The sequence below is a fragment of the Donghicola tyrosinivorans genome, assembly GCF_003003355.1.
Lineage (GTDB): Bacteria > Pseudomonadota > Alphaproteobacteria > Rhodobacterales > Rhodobacteraceae > Donghicola > Donghicola tyrosinivorans.
This window is the reverse complement of record NZ_PVTQ01000004.1, coordinates 198674-218550: the sequence shown is the minus strand read 5'-3', so window position 1 is coordinate 218550 and position 19877 is coordinate 198674. Positions and strand designations below refer to the sequence as shown.

Annotated in this window: 20 protein-coding genes and 4 tRNA genes; 14 read left to right on the top strand and 10 right to left on the bottom strand. The window is 60.1% G+C overall.

Features of this window, described 5'->3' with window-relative positions; all coding sequences use genetic code 11:
• The first annotated feature begins 6 nt into the window (after positions 1–6).
• The 6 genes from CLV74_RS08040 (at position 7) to hisH (ending at position 2464) form a co-directional block, all read left to right on the top strand.
• Positions 7–753: a TerC family protein gene (locus CLV74_RS08040; RefSeq protein ID WP_106263715.1), complete on the top strand. Its 747-nt coding sequence runs from the start codon at positions 7–9 to the stop codon at positions 751–753.
• 103 nt (positions 754–856) lie between these two features.
• Positions 857–931, top strand: a tRNA-Gly gene (locus tag CLV74_RS08035).
• Positions 932–966: 35 nt separating this feature from the next.
• A tRNA-Gly gene (locus tag CLV74_RS08030) sits at positions 967–1041 on the top strand.
• A gap of 24 nt (positions 1042–1065) precedes the next feature.
• Positions 1066–1140 (top strand) — tRNA-Gly (locus CLV74_RS08025).
• A gap of 98 nt (positions 1141–1238) precedes the next feature.
• A complete protein-coding gene (gene hisB, locus CLV74_RS08020) occupies positions 1239–1826 on the top strand; it encodes an imidazoleglycerol-phosphate dehydratase HisB (protein ID WP_106263714.1) in 588 nt (195 codons plus the stop codon).
• Positions 1826–2464 carry an imidazole glycerol phosphate synthase subunit HisH gene (gene hisH / locus CLV74_RS08015; RefSeq protein WP_106263713.1) on the top strand — a complete coding sequence of 213 codons (639 nt, stop codon included), beginning with the start codon at positions 1826–1828 and terminating at the stop codon, positions 2462–2464. Before hisB ends, hisH begins: the two co-directional genes overlap by 1 nt.
• Before the next feature lie 168 nt (positions 2465–2632).
• Here the strand turns inward: hisH and CLV74_RS08010 are convergent, their stop codons facing one another.
• Positions 2633–3010, bottom strand: a complete 378-nt coding sequence (locus tag CLV74_RS08010) for a DUF2147 domain-containing protein (RefSeq protein ID WP_106263712.1) — start codon at positions 3008–3010, stop codon at positions 2633–2635.
• A 140-nt stretch (positions 3011–3150) separates the two neighbouring features.
• On the opposite strand from CLV74_RS08010, the gene hisA reads away from it, so the two are divergent.
• From hisA to CLV74_RS07995, 3 genes are all read left to right on the top strand, one after another.
• Positions 3151–3867 (top strand): 1-(5-phosphoribosyl)-5-[(5-phosphoribosylamino)methylideneamino]imidazole-4-carboxamide isomerase, encoded by a 717-nt coding sequence (gene hisA / locus CLV74_RS08005; RefSeq protein ID WP_106263711.1) that lies wholly within the window; start codon positions 3151–3153, stop codon positions 3865–3867.
• Positions 3868–3944: 77 nt separating this feature from the next.
• Entirely contained in the window at positions 3945–4706 is a 762-nt protein-coding gene (gene hisF, locus CLV74_RS08000; RefSeq protein ID WP_106263710.1) for an imidazole glycerol phosphate synthase subunit HisF, read from the top strand.
• On the top strand, positions 4703–5014 hold the full coding sequence (locus CLV74_RS07995) for a phosphoribosyl-ATP diphosphatase (RefSeq protein WP_106263709.1): 312 nt from the start codon (positions 4703–4705) through the stop codon (positions 5012–5014). Before hisF ends, CLV74_RS07995 begins: the two co-directional genes overlap by 4 nt.
• A gap of 8 nt (positions 5015–5022) precedes the next feature.
• On the opposite strand, the gene CLV74_RS07990 is transcribed toward CLV74_RS07995, so the two are convergent.
• Positions 5023–5439, bottom strand: coding sequence for a CoA-binding protein (locus tag CLV74_RS07990; protein ID WP_106263708.1), 417 nt, complete (start codon positions 5437–5439; stop codon positions 5023–5025).
• Between the two features lie 231 nt (positions 5440–5670).
• Positions 5671–6450, bottom strand: a complete 780-nt coding sequence (rlmB, locus tag CLV74_RS07985) for a 23S rRNA (guanosine(2251)-2'-O)-methyltransferase RlmB (protein WP_106263707.1) — start codon at positions 6448–6450, stop codon at positions 5671–5673.
• 114 nt (positions 6451–6564) lie between these two features.
• Here rlmB and CLV74_RS22775 point away from each other — a divergent pair.
• Both CLV74_RS22775 and CLV74_RS07980 read left to right on the top strand, forming a co-directional pair.
• Positions 6565–6648, top strand: a tRNA-Tyr gene (locus CLV74_RS22775).
• A 134-nt stretch (positions 6649–6782) separates the two neighbouring features.
• Positions 6783–7766 carry a hypothetical protein gene (locus CLV74_RS07980; protein ID WP_106263706.1) on the top strand — a complete coding sequence of 328 codons (984 nt, stop codon included), beginning with the start codon at positions 6783–6785 and terminating at the stop codon, positions 7764–7766.
• Between the two features lie 4 nt (positions 7767–7770).
• On the opposite strand, the gene CLV74_RS07975 is transcribed toward CLV74_RS07980, so the two are convergent.
• Positions 7771–8466: an SIMPL domain-containing protein gene (locus CLV74_RS07975; protein ID WP_106263705.1), complete on the bottom strand. Its 696-nt coding sequence runs from the start codon at positions 8464–8466 to the stop codon at positions 7771–7773.
• Between the two features lie 163 nt (positions 8467–8629).
• Between CLV74_RS07975 and CLV74_RS07970 the strand changes: the two genes are divergently transcribed.
• Positions 8630–10915 (top strand): hypothetical protein, encoded by a 2286-nt coding sequence (locus tag CLV74_RS07970; protein ID WP_146134918.1) that lies wholly within the window; start codon positions 8630–8632, stop codon positions 10913–10915.
• Between the two features lie 112 nt (positions 10916–11027).
• Entirely contained in the window at positions 11028–12911 is a 1884-nt protein-coding gene (locus CLV74_RS07965) for a monovalent cation:proton antiporter-2 (CPA2) family protein (protein WP_106263703.1), read from the top strand.
• A 37-nt stretch (positions 12912–12948) separates the two neighbouring features.
• Here CLV74_RS07965 and cobT read toward each other — a convergent pair whose 3' ends face one another.
• Positions 12949–13965 carry a nicotinate-nucleotide--dimethylbenzimidazole phosphoribosyltransferase gene (gene cobT / locus CLV74_RS07960; protein ID WP_106263702.1) on the bottom strand — a complete coding sequence of 339 codons (1017 nt, stop codon included), beginning with the start codon at positions 13963–13965 and terminating at the stop codon, positions 12949–12951.
• Between the two features lie 71 nt (positions 13966–14036).
• Between cobT and cobS the strand changes: the two genes are divergently transcribed.
• On the top strand, positions 14037–14795 hold the full coding sequence (gene cobS / locus CLV74_RS07955; protein ID WP_106263701.1) for an adenosylcobinamide-GDP ribazoletransferase: 759 nt from the start codon (positions 14037–14039) through the stop codon (positions 14793–14795).
• A 156-nt stretch (positions 14796–14951) separates the two neighbouring features.
• On the opposite strand, the gene CLV74_RS07950 is transcribed toward cobS, so the two are convergent.
• The 5 genes from CLV74_RS07950 to CLV74_RS07930 form a co-directional block, all read right to left on the bottom strand.
• Entirely contained in the window at positions 14952–15461 is a 510-nt protein-coding gene (locus CLV74_RS07950; RefSeq protein WP_106263700.1) for a CarD family transcriptional regulator, read from the bottom strand.
• A gap of 254 nt (positions 15462–15715) precedes the next feature.
• Entirely contained in the window at positions 15716–16054 is a 339-nt protein-coding gene (gene fdxA / locus CLV74_RS07945) for a ferredoxin FdxA (RefSeq protein ID WP_106263699.1), read from the bottom strand.
• A gap of 50 nt (positions 16055–16104) precedes the next feature.
• Complete coding sequence (locus tag CLV74_RS07940; RefSeq protein ID WP_106263698.1) at positions 16105–16479, bottom strand: RNA-binding S4 domain-containing protein; 375 nt, start codon at positions 16477–16479, stop codon at positions 16105–16107.
• Positions 16480–16487: 8 nt separating this feature from the next.
• Positions 16488–19376, bottom strand: coding sequence for a helicase-related protein (locus tag CLV74_RS07935; RefSeq protein ID WP_106263697.1), 2889 nt, complete (start codon positions 19374–19376; stop codon positions 16488–16490).
• A gap of 13 nt (positions 19377–19389) precedes the next feature.
• Positions 19390–19848: a tetratricopeptide repeat protein gene (locus tag CLV74_RS07930; protein WP_170108006.1), complete on the bottom strand. Its 459-nt coding sequence runs from the start codon at positions 19846–19848 to the stop codon at positions 19390–19392.
• Between the last annotated feature and the right edge of the window lie 29 nt (positions 19849–19877).

The following is a 19877-nucleotide window of genomic DNA, read 5'->3' as shown; positions in this document are numbered from 1 at the left end:
CAATTAATGATCGATCTGCTTTTCGACCCCGCAGCATGGGCGTCCCTTTTGACACTCACCGTGTTGGAGATCATTCTTGGCGTGGACAACGTCATCTTTATCTCTATCGCCACCTCCAAACTGCCAAAAGAACAACGCCCACGGGCGCGGATGATCGGCCTCAGCGGCGCTTTGATCTTGCGGATCGCGCTACTGGCATCGATTGCATGGATTGTCAGCCTGACCGAACCTTTCGCCACGTTCTACGGCTTTGATCTGTCTTGGCGGGATCTTTTGCTACTGGCGGGCGGGATCTTCCTGATCTGGAAAGCCTCGAACGAAATTTTTGCCGAGGTCGAAGGCGCCGGTGCCCCGCCCCATGAAAGCACCACCGCCCTGAAAAGCGCCTGTGGCGCTGTCATCGTCCAGATCATGATTCTGGACATCGTGTTCAGCTTTGACAGCGTGTTGACCGCCGTCGGCATCGCAGATCACCTGCCCGTCATGATCACCGCCGTCGTCATCGCTATTCTGGTGATGATGGTCGCTGCCAACCCCATCGGCCAATTCGTCGAAGATCACCCCAGCACCAAGATGCTGGCACTGGCCTTTCTGGTGATGGTCGGCGTTGCGCTGGTGGCTGACGGGCTGCATCACCACTTCGAACGGTCGATCATTTACGCCGCCATGGCCTTTTCCGGAGCCGTCGAGGCGCTCAACCTATGGCGGAGCAAACGGGCCAGCCGCCACCTGCCCCCCGCAGACAGCCTTTAAAACAAGGCCATTCCGCCCCGCAGAAAATTTCCTGCAAAAAGTCGGGTTTTTCCTCTTGCAGCCTCAGCGGGACGGGATTAAACAGCGCCTCACCTTCAACGGTGCGGGCGTAGCTCAGGGGTAGAGCATAACCTTGCCAAGGTTAGGGTCGGGCGTTCGAATCGCCTCGCCCGCTCCAGAAGAAGGTGCATAGGGATCGGTTTTCCCAAGGAAGCGGGCGTAGCTCAGGGGTAGAGCATAACCTTGCCAAGGTTAGGGTCGGGCGTTCGAATCGCCTCGCCCGCTCCAGAAAACCGATGACTGTATGAGAGTGCGGGCGTAGCTCAGGGGTAGAGCATAACCTTGCCAAGGTTAGGGTCGGGCGTTCGAATCGCCTCGCCCGCTCCATACAGACAGCAATCCAAGACATCGCGAACAGCAAGTTGGCCGCTTGGCCTTCCCGTTTTGCCGCGCTAAAAGCAGCCCGAGTTCTAACGGAGGGCCCCATGCGACGCGCCGAAATCACACGCAACACCACCGAAACCAAGATCAGCGTCAGCGTCGATCTGGACGGCACCGGCAAATACGACGTCAAAACCGGCGTGGGCTTTTTCGATCACATGATGGAGCAGCTGGCCCGCCACTCGATGATCGACATCACCGCCCGTGCAGACGGCGATCTGCACATCGATGACCACCACACTGTGGAAGACACCGGCATCGCGCTGGGTCAGGCGATCAAGCAGGCGGTGGGCGACAAAAAGGGCATCAACCGCTACGGCAGCTGCCTGCTGCCCATGGACGACACGCTGGTGCGTGCGGCGCTCGACCTGTCGAACCGCCCCTTCCTGCACTTCGACGTGGACTTCCCAAGCGAGAAAATCGGCACCTTCGACACCGAACTGGTGCGCGAATTCTTTCAGGCCCTCAGCACCCACGGCGGCATCACCCTGAACATCGCGCGCCTCAGCGGTTTTAACAGCCACCACATCGCCGAAGCCGCGTTCAAAGCGGTCGCCCGTTCGCTCCGCCAAGCGGTCGAGCCCGATCCCCGCGCCGCAGGCGCCCTGCCCTCGACCAAGGGTGCGCTTTGATGACCACGGTGATCGTCGACTACGAAAGCGGCAACCTGCACTCGGCGGAAAAAGCCTTCCAACGGATGGCGCAGGAACAGGGCCATGGCCCTGTTCTGGTCACCGCCGATCCCGATGTGGTGCGCAAAGCTGATCGTGTAGTCCTACCCGGTGATGGGGCTTTCCCCGCCTGCCAACAGGCCCTCTTCGAACACTCGGGCCTCTTCGAGGCAATCGAGGAAGTGGCCATCAAACAGGCCAAACCCTTCCTAGGGATCTGCATCGGCATGCAAATGCTGGCAACCCGCGGTCTGGAGTATACCGAAACCAAAGGCTTTGACTGGATCAAAGGCACGGTGGACAAAATCCGCCCGACCGACAGCAGCCTGAAGGTCCCGCATATGGGCTGGAACGATCTGGTGATCGACACCCCCCACGCGGTCTTTGACGGCATCGAAACCGGCGATCACACCTACTTCGTCCACTCCTACCACTTCACCGTCGACAACGCCGCCGAACGTCTGGCCCATGTGGATTACGGCACCGACGTGACTGCCGTGGTCGGCCGCGACAACCTTCTCGGCTTCCAGTTCCACCCTGAGAAAAGCCAGGACATCGGCCTGCGTCTGATCGCAAACTTCCTGAACTGGAAACCCTAAAGCGATACGCAGGGCTTCTTCTTGATCCAAATACTCACGGCGCGCCCCCAACCAACCGCGCGCCGTTCAAGAGAAAAGCCACCAACTTCTTTATTGCTCAAATACTCACAAAAAACCCCGCCGCGGCAAACACCACGGCGAGGCTCTCTCATTCCGGCAAGCCTCGTGTCAGTTCACGCGGGCCCAATTCTGAGACCGGCAAATCACCCCGCCAAGCACACAGCCCGACACCTTCAGGCCATTGCCCTCCAGCGACATCTTGCTCTTGTAGGTCTTGTCCGTATCCGGCGCCCAGATCTGGCCACCGCCAAAAGCACCGCCGCCCTGATCCGACATATCCCAAATGATGTTCTTTCCGGTGATGCTCTCATCACCGTTCACCACCTTGGCGATCACGCCACACACCTTGTCGCCGCAAGGTCCGATATCCACGTGCAGATATGCACCCTTGTCACTGGTCTCGGTCTGCCATGTGCCATTCACGCCTTCCGCATGCGCAGCACCCGCTGCCAAAGCCAGAGCGGCACCAAGAATAAACTGTTTCATAACCCATCTCCTCCGTCTGAGTTTCCCGCAGCCTGCGGCCAGTCCTTTTACGAATCAAGCCTGACGTGAGGTCCGTTGCATTTGCGGCCCCATCGTGCAATTTGCCCCTGAACAAGACACCAGTGACCGGAGCTGAAGCCATGATCCTTTACCCCGCCATCGACCTCAAAGACGGACAGGCCGTGCGCCTTCTGCGTGGTGACATGGACAAGGCCACCGTGTTCTCGGACAGCCCTGCCACTCAGGCCAAAGCGTTTGAGGATGCGGGCTGCGAATGGCTGCATCTGGTCGATCTGAACGGTGCCTTCGCAGGCGAGCCGGTGAACGGCGCTGCGGTTGAGGCGATCCTTGCCGCAACCAATGTTCCCGCACAGCTTGGCGGCGGCATCCGCGACATGAAAACCATCGCGACTTGGATCGAAAAAGGTCTAGCCCGCGTGATCCTTGGCACTGTCGCCGTGGAAAACCCCGATCTGGTCCGCGAAGCGGCCAAAGAATTCCCCGGCAAGGTCGCGGTGGGCATTGATGCCCGTAATGGCAAAGTCGCCACCAAAGGTTGGGCCGAGGAAACCGACGTGATGGTCACCGATCTGGCGAAATCTTTTGAAGATGCAGGCGTTGCGGCCATCATCTACACAGACATCAACCGTGACGGCGCCATGCAGGGCCCGAACGTTGAGGCGACCGAGGCGCTGGCCCGCGCAGTGAACATCCCTGTGATCGCTTCGGGCGGGGTCTCCAGCCTGACCGACCTGATCAATCTTCGTGACACCGGCGTCATCTCGGGCGCGATTTCGGGCCGTGCGCTGTATGACGGGGCACTGGACCTGAAAGAAGCCATCGCCGCACTCAAATAACAACAAGGGCCGCCCAAGCGCGGCCCTTTTCGCGTCCCGCGCTTGCCGCCCCGTGGCGGACCTCCTAAGAGAAACCCATGCTCAAGACACGTATCATCCCCTGCCTGGACGTTGCTGATGGCCGAGTGGTCAAAGGCGTGAACTTTGTCGATCTGGTTGACGCCGGTGACCCCGTTGAGGCCGCCCGTGCCTATGACGCCGCCGGCGCGGACGAGGTTTGCTTTCTAGACATCCATGCCACCCACGAAAACCGTGGCACCATGTATGATCTGGTGACCCGTACCGCCGAACAGTGCTTTGTTCCACTAACTGTAGGCGGCGGTGTGCGCACCAACGCGGATGTACGCGCCCTGCTGTTGGCGGGTGCGGATAAGGTCAGCTTTAACTCGGCCGCTGTGGCAGATCCCGATGTGATCGCCCGCGCCGCTGACCAGTTTGGCAGCCAGTGCATCATTTGCGCGATTGACGCCAAAACCGTCGAGCCCGGCCGGTGGGAAATTTTCACCCACGGCGGCCGCAAACCCACGGGAATCGATGCGGTGGAATTTGCCCGACTGGTGGCCAAGAAAGGCGCAGGTGAGATCCTGCTGACCTCGATGGACCGTGACGGCACCCGCGCAGGTTTCAACCTGCCCCTGACCCGCGCAATTGCCGATGCAGTGGACATTCCCGTGATCGCATCGGGCGGTGTGGGCAATCTGGATCACCTTGTCGAAGGGGTCACCGAAGGCCACGCCAGCGCCGTGCTGGCCGCCTCGATCTTCCATTTCGGTATCCACACCATCCGCGAGGCCAAAGAACACATGGCCGCCGCAGGCATCCCCATGAGGCTGACATGAGCACGCTACAGCGACTGAATGACACCATCGCCGCCCGTGCTGGCGACAGTCCCGACGCCAGCTGGACCGCCAAGCTGCTGGCCAAAGGTCCCGAAAAATGCGCCGAGAAATTCGGTGAAGAAGCGGTTGAAGCGATCATTGAAGCGGTCAAGAACGACCGTGAAAAGCTGATCGGCGAGGCCGCGGACGTGCTGTATCACATGCTGGTCATGCTGCGCGCCCGCGACATCGACCTCAGCGATGTCGAGGCCGAGCTTGAGCGCCGTGAAGGCACCTCTGGCATCACAGAAAAGGCCAGCCGCAAGTAAGGGGCCTCTCACAGCCCCAAACGCGCGATCTCAATCTTCGGACAGTGGTTTTCAACCACATCAAGGCCCGCCGCGCGGGCCTTTTTTGCGGCCTCTTCATGGGCCACGCCAAGCTGCATCCAGATCGTCTGCACGCCGTCCAGCTTTAGTGCCGCATCCACGATCGCAGGCACCGCGTCAGAGCTGCGGAAAATGTCCACCATATCAATGGGCCCCGCAACGTCTGACAATTCTGCAACTACGGTCTCGCCAAACATCACCTGCCCCGCAAGGCCCGGATTGACCGGAATCACCCGATAGCCCCGATCCACCAAGAACTGGCCGACCACATGGCTGGGGCGGGATGTATTGGCCGAAGCCCCCACCAGCGCAATCGTCTTGGTGCGAGTCAGGATGTTGCGAATATCGTTATCTGTCAGTGTCATAGAGCCAAGTTACCTTAATCCTGCGGACAAAAAAACGCCCGATCAAAAGACCGGGCGCGAGTTCGGAACGAGGGACAGTGAAAAAGCGAAGGGGTTCCGACCCAGCGCTTGACATAAATGTATGATAGACTCTCAAGAGTTGAAGAGCATGTCACATGAAGGTGAACAGGTTGTCTGACCGACCACCTGAATTGACTTTGCGCAATCTGCCCTGCCCTGTTCCGAATCGAATTATCCTCGGCGGCTGGAATACAAAGCCACGGCCGCCGCGTTCGATACGTTCAGCGAACCGAAAGCACCGGCGTAGTCAATCTTGACCAGCGTATCGCAGGTCTCACGGGTCTTTTCGCGCAGACCCGGCCCTTCCGAGCCCAGAACCAGCGCCACAGGGCGATCGTAGTGCCCTTCCAGCGCCTGTTCGATGGTCTGCTCGGCCAGACCGTCCAGCCCCAGCAGCAGGTAGCCCATGTCGCGCAGGCGCTCCATCGCGACCGACAGGTTGCCGACGCGCAGATACGGCTGACGCTCCAACGCGCCGCTGGCGGTTTTCGCCAAAGCGCCGGTCTCGGGGGCGGAATGGCGGGCGGGTGCGATCACAGCACAGGCTCCGAAAACTTCGGCGCTGCGCAGGATGGCCCCCACGTTATGAGGGTCCGACACCCGATCCAACATCACCACTCGAGGCGGCAGATCACCCGTGCCAAGGCAGATGTCTTCTAGCTTGCCCCAATCCAGCGGTTTGACCTCAAGAGCTGCCCCTTGGTGCACCGACTGGGGATCAAGCGGCGCGTTGAATTTGCGGGGGTCGCACACCTCGGGCGTGATTCCCGACGCATCCACTGCATCCTGCAATTTCAACAGCGCATTCTGCGTCACCATCAGGCGCAGTTTCTCACGAGCAGGATTTTCCAGCGCATCGCGCACCGCGTGCAGGCCGAACAGCCAGACGGTTTCTTTCGATGCAGCGCGTTTGGCCTGCTCTTTTTCCACGACCCACTTGGGCTTTTTCATGGCTTGCGCCCCCTATCTTCGTCTGTGCGCCTACGTGCCTAGCATTCTTTTCCGGTGCAAGGTTTTTTCCTGTTGACGCCCCCCGTAGGCAGGGTTAGACACCGCCCCACGTCAGGGCGACGAGCTGCAAGGTGCGGCAGCGGACTGTAACTCCGCCGGGGAGACCCATGCCTGGTTCGATTCCAGGGTCGCCCACCATTCCCCCAAGAATGTGTGGATTATCAAGGCCTTTCGCAGATGCGAAATGCAGGCTTTCTGAATTTATCCAACCTGACTATAGTCCCAGACAGTAACGATTTTTCTTTGATCGCATAACTGTTTCCAGAGGGGCAATGACACAGGATTTCAATATCGTCATCGTCGGCCATGCAGGCCGGTTGCAATACGAAGCGGTTGTTTTCGCGGCCTCGCTCAAAGAGAAAAGCCCCGCCTTCAAGGGCAAGCTTTTCGTGGCAGAGCCCCAGCCCGGTGCCAAGTGGTCATTTGACCCGCGGATCAAATCCGACGCCCGCGAACTGCTCGAATCCCTCGGCGCTGAAATCCTGCCCTTTGAGAGCCGCGTCTTTGGCGAAGCCTATCCTAACGGCAACAAGATCGAATGCCTGTCTCAGGTTCCGAACGATAAGCCTTTCGTGTTCTTTGATTCGGACACATTGATTCTTGATGAGATCACCGACGTCCCCTTTGATTTCGACCGGCCCGCAGCCTCGATGCGGCGCGAGAATACCTGGCCGAATATCGAACTCTACGGTCCGGGCTATGAGGAAATCTGGGGCTCGCTCTACGAGAAATTCGATCTGGATTTCGAAAGCGCCCAAGACATCAGCTATCCCCGCGAATTCTGGCGTCGGTATCCCTATTTCAACGCGGGCTTCTTTTATGGACGCGATGCCCATGCCTTTGGCGCGCGCTATCTGGAGGTTGCCAAAGCGATCATGGATGATCGTCCCAAGGCCTTGGTCTGTCAGGAAATCTGGCCGTGGCTGGACCAGATCGCCCTGCCCTTGGTGCTGCACAGCTTTGGCGGCGGCTTTGGCGCTTTGTCCGAAGGTTGGCTGGACGGGAAAACCACCTGCCACTACCGCGTGCTGCCCTTGATGTATGCCCGCGAAGAGGATCGGGTGATCCAGACGATGGAGGCCGTCACAGCCCCCAATAAGGTCAAAAAGGTACTGAAGAATTACGACCCTTTCAAACGGATGATCTACCAGAATCGCGGCGAGAAGGTCCGCGCTCTGTTCGATCGCAATGACCTGCCCCAGAAAGAACAGGCCATCCGCAACAAGCTGAAGCGTGAAGGCTTCTGGATGCGCTAAGCGGTTATTCGGGATCGCGAATCCCGAAAACCATTCCGACATTCGCGTTGATGGTCATCTCGCCCGCCTCAATCGGGGCGGCTTTGGCCATGGCCATCATCGCGCGACCGTCCATGGCCTCAATGAAGCCGCCGCTGCCGCTTTCGGTGATTTCCTGAACAGGCCCCAACTCGACACCTGCTGCCAGCGCATAAAGCTGCGCCTTGGAAATCGCGTCAGCCACGGCGGCTTTGCGGGCCTGATCGCGCAGGGCTTTGTCGTCTGAAATACCAAAAACCAGACCATCCATCTGGTTGGCCCCTTCGGACAGCACGCGATCGATCACGAACCCAAGGTTTTCAAGGGACGTCACCCGCACCATGACCGTGTTTCCGGCCTCAAAGCCCGCAATCTCGGGGCGGCTGCCCGACTGGCGGTCGGCCCACACGGGATTCACGGTGACAGATCGCGTTTGCACGTCAGCCCCCGAAATCCCTAGCAATTTCAGAGCTTCGATCACCTTGGTTTGGGCCTCGGTGACCTGTTCCATCGCGGCGCCAGCGGTTTTATCCTGAAACCGCGTGCCCACGGTGATTACGGCCATGTCGGGCGCGGCAGTGACCTCACCGATGCCGTCCACGCGGATCACACGCTCGGCCTCGGCGTAAAGGGGCATTGCCGCAGTTGCCAGCGCCAGCGCCAGAATTCCAGTCCTCAGCATCTTGTGTCTCCCTGCTGGTGATCCAACTTAGGTGGGTGCCATGCAAGCGCCGTGCAAGTGCAGCGCGTGCCAGTGCTTTTCCTGCGCGATTTCCTGCTGTACCCTAACGCCAATTTGATGAATGCGGCTACCCGCGCCCGCTTTGGACGTGGTAAGATTTATTATGAAACCGAATTACGCACTGGCGCTCTCGTTTGACGGGATCAGACTTTTAAGACGGACAAAGGACGGATGGCGCCCCTTGGGAGAGGTGGCGCTGGATTCTCCGCGTTTTTCCGAAGAAATGGCCGCGATGGTGGAAAAAGCCCGCGCCCATGCCCCTCATGGTGTGCGCTGTAAGGTTGTCATCCCCGAGGAACAGATCCGTTATCTGACCTTACCGACCAGCCAACCGGGCCGCGATAGAATCAATGCCCGCGCCGCGCTAGAGGGCCAGACCCCCTATCCAGTAGAAGAGCTTAGCTTTGACTGTGCGGGCGCGGCGGATGGCACATTGCGGATTGCTGCCGTCGCCCATGAAACGCTGGACGAGGCCGAGAGCTTCGCGCTGGACCACGGGCTAGAGCCTATGAGTTTCGTGGCGATCCCCTCGGATGAGAGCCTGTTTGAAGGCGAGCCCTATTTGGGCACTGCGCTGCACGCCCGCAAAACCCTGAAAAAGGGCGACAACGTCCGGCGCGATTCCGTCGTGATGCATATTCTTCCCCCAGAAGAGGAAGAGGCAGCGCCCGCCCCTGCCGCCACAACAAGAGACACTGGCGAGAAGGACGATGTGCTGGCCAAGGCCAGCGCGGTGATGGCAAATCCGGTCGCTGCGACTGAGGCTATTCCCGACGCTCCGTTTATCGACATCGAAGAAGCCGATGAATTTACCGACGCGCCCACTGCGTCGCTGACAGCGCGTCGCGATGCACCTGTGCCTCCTGCGCAGCCTAGCGGGCAGACGCTGAAAGCGGAGCGCGAAGCCAAGGGTGGCATCTTCGGCGTGATTGGCGGTCTTCTGTCCGGCTTGCGGCCGCAGGCCGCGAACGGTCGGAAGTCCGGTTTGGGACTTTTGATCGTCAGTGTCGCCGGTGTGTTCGTAACAGGCATCGCCGCCTCGATGCTGCTGCTTGGCGGCGCAGAGGATGACACGGCCGCACTTGATCCTGACGTGGTCAATGTGACCGTCACGCCTGATGTTACAGGCGACAACGACGAAAGCGCAGGCGATCTGGCCGATCTGGACCATGAGCCGCTGGCCCCGACAACGCCCGCCCCTTCCCCCGAAGAGGCCAACACCACCCTTGCCATCTATGGCGCGCCCGAGGATCTGCTACCAGTCCCGCCTGCGGCCACCCCTGAACCGGAAGTCGCCGAAGCGCCTGCCGAGGCACCGCCTGCGCCCACCATCGTTCCGATGACAGAGGCCGAGGCGCTGGCGCTTTATTCGCGCAGCGGCATCTACCCGCTGGCACCGGAACCGCCGCTGGCACTGGGTGAGGTCGGCAACGAAGACCTATATGTTCCGTCCATGGACAACGCCGTTCCTTCACTGGACGCGGTAGCATTGCCTTTGGCGACATCCTACAGCCACGATATTGTGCCGGACCGGCAGGGCCTGCCCCCTGCGGCAGAGCATGTCTTTGCGCTGGATGACAACGGTTTGGTCAAAGCCACCCCTGAAGGGACCTTGGCCCCCGATGGGTACCGCGTCTTTGCGGGCCGCCCCTCTGTCGTGCCGCCAGAGCGTCCCGCTCTGGAAACACCGGAACCCGAGCCCGAAGCGGTTGCTGAAGCTGTGGCAAATGACTGGAAAATTCGCCCCCAGTCCCGCCCCCAAGACCTGATCCAAGAGGTTCAGCGTGCCAATCTTGGTGGCCGGACGCTGGACGAGTTGGCCCAATTCCGTCCCCGCGCCCGTCCTGATGATCTGGTTCCCGCGCCCCTTCTGCCCGATCAGGGCGAGACCGCCGAGGCGGTCATGGCATCCCTTCGCGAAGCCACTGCAGGCGGCAGCACCGTTGATCTGGAGATGCTACAAGGCAACCAGAACGTCGATCACGAAGCCGAAGCTGACGCCATCCCCGATGAGCTGGCCACCGCATCGCTGATGCCAAAAGCCCGCCCGTCGAACTTTGAAAAAACCGTTCGTAAGGCAACACCGGAACCAGAGGCCCCCGCGCCGCAAAAGCGCACGGCCTCTGCGGCGCCTTCGATCCCGTCCAAGGCCTCGGTCCAGAAAGCGGCAACCGAAGATAACGTGCTGAACCTCAAGAAGACCAACCTGATCGGCGTTTACGGCGCCTCCAGCGACCGCCGCGCTTTGGTGCGCCTGTCAAATGGCCGCTACAAAAAGGTTAAGGTCGGAGACTCTCTGGACGGGGGCCGCGTGGCTGCCATCGGGTCGGACGATCTGAAGCTGGTCAAGGGTGGCCGCAACATCGTACTAACCATTCCCCAAAGCTGAATTTTAACGCCTGTCTCTGCACAAAAGAGACAGGCATTTGAAATAGTATCTATCGCCTATTCAAAATAGAATGGCGCGGAACAATAATGGCTTAAGTTAGTTGAGCCAATAAATGCAGAACATCCTTTTCGACATCGCTATCTACTTGCTGGCCGCAGTTGTGGCCGTGCCTATTGCCGCGCGCTTGGGCCTTGGATCCGTCCTAGGCTATATCGCTGCCGGTATCATCATTGGCCCGATCCTTGGAATTGTCGGGGCAGAAACCCAAGACCTACAGCATTTCGCCGAATACGGTGTTGTGGTGATGTTGTTCCTGATCGGGTTAGAGCTTGAACCCCGTGTCCTATGGGACATGAGGCAAAAGCTGCTTGGCATGGGCGGGATGCAAGTTCTGGTGACCGGCGCGTTGATCACCGCGGCGGGCATAGCTCTGGGCTGGCCGTGGGAGACCTCGCTGGCGGCGGGGATGATCTTCTCGCTCTCATCAACGGCGATCGTGCTGCAAACCCTGTCAGAGAAAGGTCTGGTCCAGACCAACGGCGGCCGTGCGACCTTTGCAGTGCTGCTCACGCAGGACATCGCGGTCATTCCCATGCTGGCTCTGATGCCGCTGCTGGCCGCGAACGTGGCGCCGGGATTTGCCCCTGACGGGTCGATTACACGGGCATCGGCAGACGCGGCTGAACATGGCCATAGCCTGCTGGAAGGGTTGCCCGGCTGGGGTGTGACCCTTGTTACCTTGGGTGCGGTGGCCACAGTCATTCTGACCGGCATCTATCTGACCCGTCCGCTGTTCCGATACATCCACTCTGCCAAACTGCGCGAGATGTACACAGCGCTGGCCCTTCTGATGGTGGTCGGCATCGCATCTTTGATGTCTGCCGTTGGCCTCTCGCCCGCGCTTGGCACCTTTTTGGCTGGTGTAGTTCTGGCCAACACCGAGTTCCGCCATGAGCTGGAAACCGACCTTGAGCCCTTCAAGGGCCTGCTGCTTGGCCTCTTTTTCATCACCGTCGGCGCGGGCATCAACTTTGGCCTGCTGTTCAAGAACCCCTTGGGGATCTTTGGCATGGCACTGGCGATCATCCTGATCAAAGCTGCCGTCCTTTACACCATCGCCCGTGTCTTCAAACTGCGGATGCGGGGCCGTTGGCTGTTCACCCTTGGCCTTGCCCAAGCGGGCGAGTTCGGCTTTGTGCTGGTTTCCTTCGCCACCCAGCTTCGGGTACTGGACGGCACGCTCAGCCAGCAGTTCCTGCTGGTGATCGCTTTAACCATGCTGATCACGCCTGCACTGTTCATCCTGTTTGATCTTCAGGCCCGCCGCGCGAAAGAGCGTGACCCCACCGCCCCCGAAGACATCATCGACGACCAAGGCCCGATCATCATCGCTGGCATCGGGCGCTTTGGCCAGATCGTGAACCGCCTTGTGCAGTCCTGTGGCTACAAGACTGTCGTGATCGACCACGACATCAAAACGATCGAGTTGATGCGCAAGTTCGGCTTCAAGGGCTTTTTCGGCGATCCCACCCGTCCCGACCTGCTGCGGGCTGCTGGCCTTGCGGATGCTCGGATTCTGGTTGTTGCACTGGATGATCCGGCCGCCACAACAAAGCTGGTAAAATACGCCCGCAAACAGCATCCCGACCTGCACATCATCGCCCGCGCCGCAGACCGGAACCACGTCTATCACCTCTACGCAGCCGGTGCCGACGACATCGTGCGCGAGATGTTCGACAGCTCGCTACGTGCAGGGCGATATGTGCTGGAGAACATCGGCCTCACCGAATTCGAGGCCGCAGAGGCCGAGCGCGTCTTCTACCAGCACGACCGCTACACCGTGGCCGAGCTTGCCAAGGTCTGGGACCCCAAAGTCCCCGCTGACCAGAACAAGGAATACGTCGCCCGCGCCCGCGAGCTGGAAAAAGAGCTGGAAGCCAACCTGATGGAGCAGCTTGAACAATACAGCCGGGTAAAGAAAAGGCTGTCAGAGTGATCTGACAGCCCCTCAATTCTTCTGATTACTAGCCGGATTAGCCGTCGCTGACACCGGCCTCAGCAAAGGTCGCCATGCCCGAATGGCAGGCGACAGCGCCTTTCAGCACACCGATGGCCAGCGCCGCACCGGACCCTTCACCAAGGCGCAAGCCCAGATCAAGCAGGGGCTTTTTGTCCAGCGCCTCAAGCAGCTTGATGTGACCTGCTTCCTCGCTCTTGTGACCGGCAACTGCGTGATCCAACGCGCCCGCCACCGATTGCGCCAGAATGGATGCGGCCGCACAGCAGATGTAGCCGTCCAGAATCACCGGAATCCCAAGGGTCCGCGCACGGGCAATCGCACCCGCCATCGCCGCAAGTTCGCGCCCACCCACATGGGCCAGCACCGCCATGGGCGAAGTCATCGCCCCTTTGTGCAGAGAAACCGCGCGCTCGATCACATCGGCTTTACGGGCCACGCCTGCATCGTCCAGACCTGTACCGCGACCAGCCCACATGGCCGCATCGCCGCCAAACAGCGCATAGGCGATGGCCGCAGCAGCAGTGGTGTTGCCAATGCCCATCTCGCCCACGACCAGCAGATCCGATCCGGCATCTACCGCATCCCAACCCGCTTGCAACGCGGCATCCAGTTCATCCGCGCTCATAGCAGGCGCCTGCGTGAAATCAGCGGTTGGCCGATCCAACTCCAGCGCAACCACATCCATCTTGGCCCCGTACATCTTGGCCAACTGGTTGATCGCAGCGCCGCCAGCTTCAAAATTCGCCACCATTTGCACGGTCACCTCGGCGGGAAACGCCGAGATCCCCTGTGCCACCACACCATGGTTGCCCGCAAAGATGATCACCTGAGGCGCCAAGACCTGCGGCCTGTCCGTACCACGCCAGCCACCATACCAGATCGCCAGATCCTCAAGACGGCCCAACGCGCCAGGCGGCTTGGTCAGAAGCCCGTTCCGCGCCGCTGCTGCCGCAACCGCCGCTGCGTCCGGTCCCCGCGCCTCTTCCAGCGCTTTGACCACTTCATCCGCAAAGGTTTTCCCGTTCGCCATGATGACCTCCTGTTGATCCCGCCCCTACGGGCATGTTTAACCGTGGCTAGTCCTAGACAAGCGATCTGCCCATGACACAGCGTTCCTTCCACTGGCAAGACCTGCCCGCCGCTTTAGGCCTTTTGTCGCGCCTTCCGGTCCCCGTCGATCCGGCCAGAGCGACCGCCCGCAGCGCAGAGGCGACCTGGGCCTATCCCCTTGCGGGCGCCATCCTTGGCGCTTGTACTGGCACAGCGGCCCTTGCCACGCAATTCATCGGCCTGCCTCCTGTGGCCCAAGCCCTTGCCGCCCTCACCGCCTCCGTGATTCTGACCGGTGCTTTGCACGAAGACGGGCTTGCCGACAGCGCCGACGGCCTCTGGGGCGGCTGGACCAAGGACCGCCGGCTCGAGATCATGAAAGACAGCCGCACCGGAGCCTATGGCGTCATCGCCATCGCTCTCAGCCTCTTGTGGCGCGCAGCCCTGCTCACGACACTCTTCGCATCCACTCCGCAAATGGCCCTCCCGATCTGCGTCGCACTGGGTGCCCTCAGTCGCGCCGGTCTGCCCCTCCTGATGGGACGCATGCCCCAAGCCCGCCAAGGAGGCCTCTCGGCCTCTGTAGGCCGCCCCAAAGCGCTGCCTGCCGTCATCGGCCCGATGATCGGCCTCGCAATCGCCCTGCCCCTCATCGGCCTTATCCCATGCCTCGCTGCCGCCGCCATCCTCGGCCTTTGGGCCGCCATCGCCATGCGCAAGATCGGCGGGCAAACCGGCGATATCCTCGGTGCTTCACAGCAACTGACCGAGATCGCCGCCCTCATCGCCCTTACGGCTTCCTTATTGTAAAAATACTCAAAACCGCCGCGCCCCTAACGCGCAGACGTTCGGGCTTCATCTTGATCCAAATACTCGAAACACGCCCCTAGCCGCCAAGCGAGACACAAAAGAAAAGGGCCGCGTCCCAAGACACGGCCCCTATTCCTGTTGGACTGACGATACTTGTTACGCAGCGCGCGACGTCAGAACATCATCAACTTTCTTGGCAGCAGCGACTTCGTCACCACCGGTCACGGCAGCAACTTCGCGGGTCAGACGCTCCAGAGCCGCTTCATAAAGCTGACGCTCCGAATAGCTCTGCTCGCGCTGGTCATCGGCGCGGTGCAGATCGCGCACCACTTCCGCGATCGAGATCAGATCGCCCGAGTTGATTTTCTGTTCGTATTCCTGAGCGCGACGCGACCACATCGCGCGCTTGACCTTGGCTTTACCCTTCAGGGTTGCCATCGCCTGCGAGATAACGTCCGGCGTCGAGAGCGACCGCAGACCTGCTTCGGTGGCCTTGTTGGTGGGCACACGCAGGGTCATCTTGTCTTTCTCGAACGAGATCACAAACAGTTCCAGTTTCAGACCGGCAATCTCTTGCTCTTCGATCGAAACAATCTGGCCAACCCCGTGGGCGGGGTAGACAACGTAATCATCGGGACGAAACTCGGGGGTCTTAGATTTGCTCATGCAATCCTTCCTCGCACGATACAACAGAGCCGAAAAAACCGTACCGCATCCCATCGGGTTGCGAACGGTGTGTCTACTCTGTCGCTGATTGAATGCCCCCAGACTGCCGTCAAGGAACATTGCAGGTTTCCGCTATAGACCAAATGTATAACATAAAATCGGCCCCGATACAAATCAGGGCCAACATCCCTGAATCCTCAGGGAATCAAAGGGATGTTAAGAAACACCCCTTTAAATCTGCGAATCAGACGTACTTATCCGCCTTCACCCGGCGCTTCCGAGAAGTACTTGTTCAGCTTGTCGGTCTCGCCGTCGCGCTCTTCCGCCTCGGGCAGTTGGTCTTTCTTGGTCACCAGAACCGGCCAAAGCTCAGAGTACTTGCGGTTGAATTCAACCCACTTGTCCATATCCGGCTCGGTATCGGGGCGGATCGCGTCGGCGGGGCATTCCGGTTCACACACACCACAGTCGATGCACTCATCCGGATGGATGACCAGCATGTTTTCACCCTCGTAGAAGCAATCCACGGGGCAAACCTCGACACAGTCGGTATATTTGCAGGCGATGCAGTTATCAGTAACGACGTACGTCATCGGTCTCTCGCTCTTTCACTCGTCGCGGATAGCTAGGACAGCCTGCCAAATCATTCAAGGCTTTCAGACCGCCAAAGATCGAGATTGCGACGATCCTTCCCGGTTGGGCGTCCTTTTCCCTCAAATGACGGATTTTCAGGACGTTTCTCCTGCACCGGAGTCATGTCTTCATAAAGGGCCTGCGCCTCTGGCGCGGGACCACGGCGGGTGCCGGGAGCAATCATCCGCACCACACGGACCAGATTTCCTTGGGGAAAGGTCAGCACATCCCCGCTCGCCACATTATGCGAGGGCTTGGAGATCTTGTTGCTGTTGATTCGCACATGCCCCGCAGACACAACCTGCGCCGCGAGGCTGCGGCTTTTGAAAAACCGCGCGTGCCACAACCATTTGTCCACGCGCAGTTTCTGTTTTTCGTCGCTCAAGAGCCGGATCAGTTCTTGTCGCGCAGACCCATCAGGGCCGCTGCGAAGGGGTTATCCGGATCGATCGGCTTGTCTGCCTTGGGGGGACGGGCCGAGTGGACACGTGCGCCACCCTGCTGACCTTTACCACCCTTGGGGCCACCTTTGCCTTTGGGCTTGCCGCCCTTACCGCGCGGAGCGCCGCCTTCGGCACGCTTGCCGCCGTCCTGACGGGGACCACGGTTACCACCGCCGCGACGTTCGTTGTTGCCACGCGCCTGACGCTGACGACCCCAAGTGAAGGTGTAGAAAACTTCCATCTCGGCGCCAGCGGCACCTGCATCGACAGCTTCACCGGTCTCGACTTCGCCAGCGGCGACTTCGGGGATCTCGGCGGGAACTTCGCCCGCATCGGGTGCATCGGCCGCCACGGGGGCAACGCCTTCGTCCGCGATGGCTTCGACACCTTCGGGCATATCGGCAGCAGCCGGTGCATCGCCCGAGGCCTCCGCCGGAGCAGCCATAACAGCATCAACAGCTTTGACCTTGGCGCGTTCGCCCTTCTCGGCGCGGTAGCCAAGACCCTCCATGAGGGCTGCGAATTGCTCAAGGGTCATGCCGGTGATCGAGAGCATATCCGCCTTAGCTTCAAAGCCGTTGCGGCTGTCTTCGCTGCGCAGCATGTCTGCCAGACGTTCCAGCATGTCGATACGGATGGCACGCTCACCAGCGGCGCGGTAGCCCGCCATGGTGAAGTAACCTTCAGACGCGTCTTCTTGTGCAGGCACGGTCACCAGACCCGGAGGCGGTGCTTCGGGGAAGACGTCCAGACCATTGGCCAGCGACCAAAGAACCAGACGCAGACGGGTCGGCGCGGGCTTCAGCAGCAGTGGCATGAAAATGGTGAACTGACCGAAACGGATACCGTGCTTGCGCAGCGCGCCACGCGCATCCTGATCCAGTGCCTTCACTTCATCGGCGATGGGGCCACGGGGCAGAATCCCCAGACCTTCCGCCATGCGGAATGCAAAACCACGGGCCAGACCGTCCAGCGCTTCGTCGCGCGACAGGTTCAGCAGCGGCTCGAACAGGGTTGCGATCTTGCGGTCGATAAAGTGCTGCAAACGGCGCTGCACCTTCTGGGCCACATCGGCACCCGCTTCTTCGTCGACAAAAGCCACGACCTGCGGCTTCAGCGGATCGGCACCGGCCACCAGTTTACCAACGGCATCGGTGCCCCACATCAGACCGCCTTGTTCCGTAAAGTCGATCTCGGTGTCGGGCGCGTTGTAGAACTTGTCCGCGCGCAGGTGGAAATGGGGCGCCAGAGCCTGAAGGCTTGCCTTGGCGACGGTTTTAGCTTCGTCCGGGCTGCTGCCCTTATCCTGACGGAAACGGAAGCCTTCGAGACGACCAACGAATTCACCTTCGATGGTCACTTCACCCTGTTCGTTTACTTCGGCCAAAAGGGCCTCCTTCTGCTTGAGCCGCCGCAACAAAACTGATGTACGCCGGTCCACAAATCTCTGAGTCAGACGCTCGTGAAGCGCATCCGACAGGCGATCTTCTACCGCCCTTGTCTCGCCACGCCAATGATTTTCGTCATTAACCCAGCCATTCCGCTGAGCAACATAGGTCCAGGTGCGAATATAGGACAGCCTCTTGGAAAGCGTATCAATATCCCCTTGGGTGCGGTCAATGCGCTTGATCTGGCGGGCCATCCAATCGTCGGGAACTGTGCCGGATTGATGCAAAAAGCCGAAAATGACCTCAAGCAAGCCCGCATGTTCCGCATGACTGATTCCCCTGAAGTCAGGGATTCGGCACACATCCCACAGCAGCTTGACTGCATTGGGGCTACTGGCCCGCGCGACGACCTCGGCGCTTTGGGACATGGCCTTGAGGGCCAATAGATCATCAGCTTCACGGGCTTTCACCAGCCGTTCATTCTGGGGCGAGGCCTCAAGCGAGTGGATCAGATTCTCGATCGTGCCAAAGCGCAGATCAGGGCTACGCCAATTCAGTTTTTGCAGCGGCGTAAAGCGGTGTTCCTGAATCGCCTCGACCACCTCTTCGTGCAGCGGCGGCGCCTCGCCGGTGGTGCCGAAGGTGCCGTCCGACATGCCGCGACCCGCACGGCCTGCGATCTGCGCCAGCTCGTTCGGGGCCAATTGCCGCATGCGGCGGCCATCGAACTTGGTGATGCTGGAAAAGGCCACATGGTTGATGTCCAGATTAAGCCCCATACCGATGGCATCGGTGGCCACCAGATAATCCACATCGCCGTTCTGATAGAGTTCGACCTGCGCGTTCCGCGTCCGCGGGCTAAGCGCCCCCATGACCACAGCGGCACCGCCCTTCTGGCGCTTCAAAAGTTCAGCGATGGCATAGACGTTGTCGACCGAGAACCCGACGATCGCGCTGCGCGGCTGCATCCGGCTGATCTTTTTCTGGCCGGAATAGACCAGCTGGCTCATGCGTTCGCGGCGGATGAATTCGCAGTTCGGTACAAGGGCGGCAATTGGACCGCGCATGGTATCGCTGCCCATGAACAGGGTCTCGTTCGTACCGCGCATCCGCATCAGGCGGTCGGTAAAGACATGGCCGCGTTCGGGATCGGCGCACAGCTGGATTTCGTCCACCCCGACGAAATCAGCCCCCAGCCCTTCGGGCATCGCCTCGACGGTGCAAACCCAATATTGGGTGCGGGGCGGCACGATACGCTCTTCTCCGGTGACCAGCGCCACAACAGAGGGACCGCGCACGGCAACAATACGGTCATAGACCTCACGCGCCAGAAGACGCAGAGGCAAACCGATTACCCCTGTCCGGTATCCCAGCATCCGTTCGATTGCATAATGGGTCTTGCCGGTGTTTGTCGGCCCCAGAACAGCCGCGATACGCCCTTGTTGGGACATCCCCACCTCTTGCTCAGAGGTCGGTCCGGCCGGCCTCTTTGTCTATTTCCTGTCGCAGACGAGATAAGTCCTCAAAGTGCGGATGTATAGTCGCCACGGCCGCGAAAAATTGGTCTGCCAGTTCGGGACGGCCTGTTTCATAGGCAATGACCCCTGCCCCGAAGAGCGCCGCGAAATGGTTCGGGTTCAGAGCCAGCGTTTGTCGCAGGTCATGCATGGCCGCGCCATAGTACTCTAACCGATATAGGACCGTCGCACGCGCCATCCAGCCTTCGGCGAAATCGGGGGCGTGATCGGTCAATGCTGTGAAATGGTCCAGCGCCTCTGGCAGCTTGTCAGCGGCCATCGCATCGCGACCCCGTTTCAGCAGCAAATCCATCGAAGGCGATCCCGAGCGGGACCACAGCAAAAGCAAATCTTCGGCAATGATCTGCGAGCCGTTTACGTCTGCACGCTTCAAGCGCTCCAGCAACTCAGCCGTGCGATCTTCCTCTGCCCGAA